Origin of the sequence: Chamaesiphon sp. VAR_48_metabat_135_sub (genome assembly GCF_031418915.1) — a bacterium.
GTDB lineage: Bacteria > Cyanobacteriota > Cyanobacteriia > Cyanobacteriales > Chamaesiphonaceae > Chamaesiphon.
Genome location: NZ_JANOJV010000328.1, coordinates 1 through 3,250, shown reverse-complemented (window position 1 = coordinate 3,250; position 3,250 = coordinate 1). Strand labels below are relative to the sequence as shown.

Sequence of the window (3,250 nt, the reverse complement as noted above, 5' to 3'; positions counted from 1 at the left end):
GCCGTTTTTCATCCGTAACAATATTGCTAGGTAAATGGGGATCTGGTTGGTAAATAAATTCGATCCCCTGGCGATCGGCTCGAATCCGACAAATATCTACGACATCCTGTAGAAAGCTAGGCAGGTGAACTTCTTGCGGCACGAGTTCGAGTTTACGCGCTTCGATTTTGGCAATGTCCAAAATATCATCAATCAGGGTGAGCAGATGAGATCCGCACTGGTGAATAATATTAACTCCATGTTTTTCTTTGCCAGAAAGGGCGATCGATCGGTTGAGGATTTGGGTATAGCCTAAGATGCCATTCAGGGGAGTTCGCAGTTCGTGACTCATATTTGCCAAAAATTCACTCTTGGCTTGATTGGCTGTATCAGCGACTAGTTTTGCTTGTGTTAGTTCGGCAGTGCGGCTTTCTACCCGACTCTCTAGCTGTTCATTCATGTGCTGAAGCACCTGCTCGGAATCATGTAGTTCAGATAGGGTGCGTTCTAGTTGTTGCATCTGGTGCGACAGTTGTCGATCGCGTGCTGTTAGTTGCTCCGCCATTTGGTTAAAGCCCTGAGCCAGCACCCCGACTTCATCTTGGGTATCGATCGGAATGGCAATACTCAAGTCGCCAGCGGCTAACTGCTGAGTCACCTGGGTGAGGTTTTGAATCCGCCGACTCAGGGATTGGGTGACGCGAAATCCCTTAATACTTACGACACTAACTAAGACTCCGCCCAATAAGCCAAAGCCAAGCAGCAACAACCATAGTTGACTTTCGGTTTTCTCGGTTTCCTTGGCTTGGTTGAGTACCGCAATTTTCAGGGTTGCTCTATCAAAACTGGGGATCTCGATCGTTTTGACTATATAGTCTTCCCCCCCAATTGCCATCCACTTTAATCTCCGATCCTGGGGAAATTTCCATTGCTGACGACGATCGATCGGTAGCGTCGATGCTGTCACTAGATCGCCCTGAAACGCGATTAGATGCATGGATGTATTGCTCCGAATTTGTTCGAGCAAAGTATCATCAACAGTATTGCCTACTACCAAACCAGCGAGCAGTTTGGAATTAGATTTAATTGGAGTTAATGCCACCAATGCAGATGACTTCTCACTCGCAGTTATCACTACTCCAGCTAACTCTAGCCCCGCCTGGGCAGCACGATTAACCCCATCATCATTTAATTTTACTGCGCGAAGTTCTCCTTGCTGCAAACACAATAAACTATCGCCACCAGGATTAATAATTTTCACCAAATCTAGCTCAAAAGCGGTTTGGATTGGTAGCAATATTTGTTGCAACAGGGCGGGATCTTGACTCGTAGCTGCCCGAATCACATCACTATTGGTACTAATCGCTCTGGCTTTCAAGTTAAGCGTTTCTTGCCGTAATTGGAGATTGAGTTGCAACGAAGCGGCAAAATCTTCGGCCTCTTTGTGGGTATTTTGTTCGAGGTTATTTCTAGCAACTAATCCAAAGCCCAAAATTCCCACAGTCCATAAGCCCAGGAATGTGGCTAATAATGGTGACAATAACTTGACTGTTACCGGAAGTCGTGAATATCGATTGAGAAATTCCATCGCTAATGCTCGATCGATTCACTAACAGGAATAAAACCAGCCCGCTCCATCGCGCTCGTGGCTGGCGGACTAAAGATATATTGAATAAAGCTTTGAGTTGCTGCTGAAGGATTCTGATGCCAAACAACAGTCAGGTGGCGTACCATTGGATATTTGTGCGTATTCAGGTTTGCGGCGGTGGGTGCAAATCCGTTGAGACTGAGCCGATTGACGGGTAGCTGATGGGAAACGGCGTGAGCGAGAGAAAAAGCACCAATACTGTAGGGCGTACTTTGAATCGCCTGAATCAATTCTCCTTCTTTGCGAAACACCACAGCCTGGGGTGAATTCTTCAGATCTTTCCCCAGGTAATATTTACGCAGAATCTGCTTGGCAGACTCATCATCGGGGCGATCTAGCAAGACAATCTTAGCATTCGGTCCACCGATTTGCTGCCAGTTGGAGATAGTACCACTATAAATATCCTGAAGATTTTTGGTGGTTAAATTTTTGACTCCGGTGACGCTCGGATGGGTAGCAACTAGCAACAGATCGTGGACAATCTCACGAGAATTTAAAATGCTGTCATTTTTGCCCACTTTTGCAGATTTGGCAATTGTCCCCACATCGACAACTTTCAGTTTAATCCCCTCGATGATGCTTTCAGACTGCCCAGGCTTAATCTGGGTGATTTTGACGTTTTTGTTAATCGCTGAGTAGTTGGTTTCTAAGAGGGTGAGCAAACCCACCGTGCTGGATGAGCCACCAATCTTAATCGAGACGGGGGTTGATGTTGTCGCAGTTAGCTGGGCACTATTCGTCTGAGTGCAACTGGCGAGGGGGAGCAGCATCAGCGCACCGATCGAAAAAACAATTAATTTTTGCGCTGTCATCGATAGTACTGGTGGGGGAATCAAAGATCTCGTTCGCAGAGCGTACCGGAGGTAATCGGGTCGCGTACCGTAGGTAATCGAGACTATGCTTAGGATTCCCAAATTTTGGGTAATTACATCATTTTTCGGTGTTGGCGTGACATCTGCGTCAAAAGTGCCGGATGGTGTTTAAAAAATCAGCCCCTAAATATTTTCACGTTGCTGAATTTAGGTATGATTCATCATTTTTGAAACAAACAAGCACCGATTGAACTCATTCCCTTCCCCTTTCCCCCCCTATCCCCCGATCCCAATATTGACTAAACTGGTGCAAGCGGCGATTTGACAATCCCCAATCTCTAAAAGTTAGGAATCTTTAACCGTAATGTCATTTTCTAAAATCTTAATTGCCAATCGGGGCGAAATTGCTCTGAGAATTATTCGTACCTGTGGCGAGATGGGGATTGGTACGGTTGCAGTGCATTCCACGATCGATCGAAAAGCTCTCCACGTCCAACTAGCCGATGAAGCGGTGTGTATTGGCGAACCAATCGGTAGTAAAAGCTATCTAAATATCCCGAATATTATATCAGCAGCCTTGACCCGAAATGCCACTGCCATTCATCCAGGTTATGGATTTCTCGCTGAGAATGCCCGTTTTGCCGAAATCTGCGCGGATCATCATCTGACATTTATCGGCCCTTCCCCAGCCGCTATGCGGGCAATGGGGGACAAATCTACAGCCAAGGAAACGATGAAACGGGTGGGTGTACCGACGGTACCTGGTAGCGACGGATTATTAGCTGATGCCGAAGAAGCACTCAAAATAGCT

Annotated in this window: 3 protein-coding genes; 1 reads left to right on the top strand and 2 read right to left on the bottom strand. The window is 46.5% G+C overall.

The features are described 5' to 3' along the window. Positions 1 to 1,567: histidine kinase dimerization/phospho-acceptor domain-containing protein (locus RMO55_RS22140; protein WP_310430294.1), on the bottom strand; the 1,567-nt coding region annotated here is incomplete at its 3' end. A 2-nt stretch (positions 1,568 to 1,569) separates the two neighbouring features. Further along, on the bottom strand, positions 1,570 to 2,439 hold the full coding sequence (locus RMO55_RS22135; RefSeq protein WP_310430293.1) for a substrate-binding domain-containing protein: 870 nt from the start codon (positions 2,437 to 2,439) through the stop codon (positions 1,570 to 1,572). Positions 2,440 to 2,803: 364 nt separating this feature from the next. On the opposite strand from RMO55_RS22135, the gene RMO55_RS22130 reads away from it, so the two are divergent. Then, positions 2,804 to 3,250, top strand: a 447-nt coding sequence (locus RMO55_RS22130; RefSeq protein WP_310430292.1) for a biotin carboxylase N-terminal domain-containing protein, incomplete at its 3' end; no start/stop codon positions are given.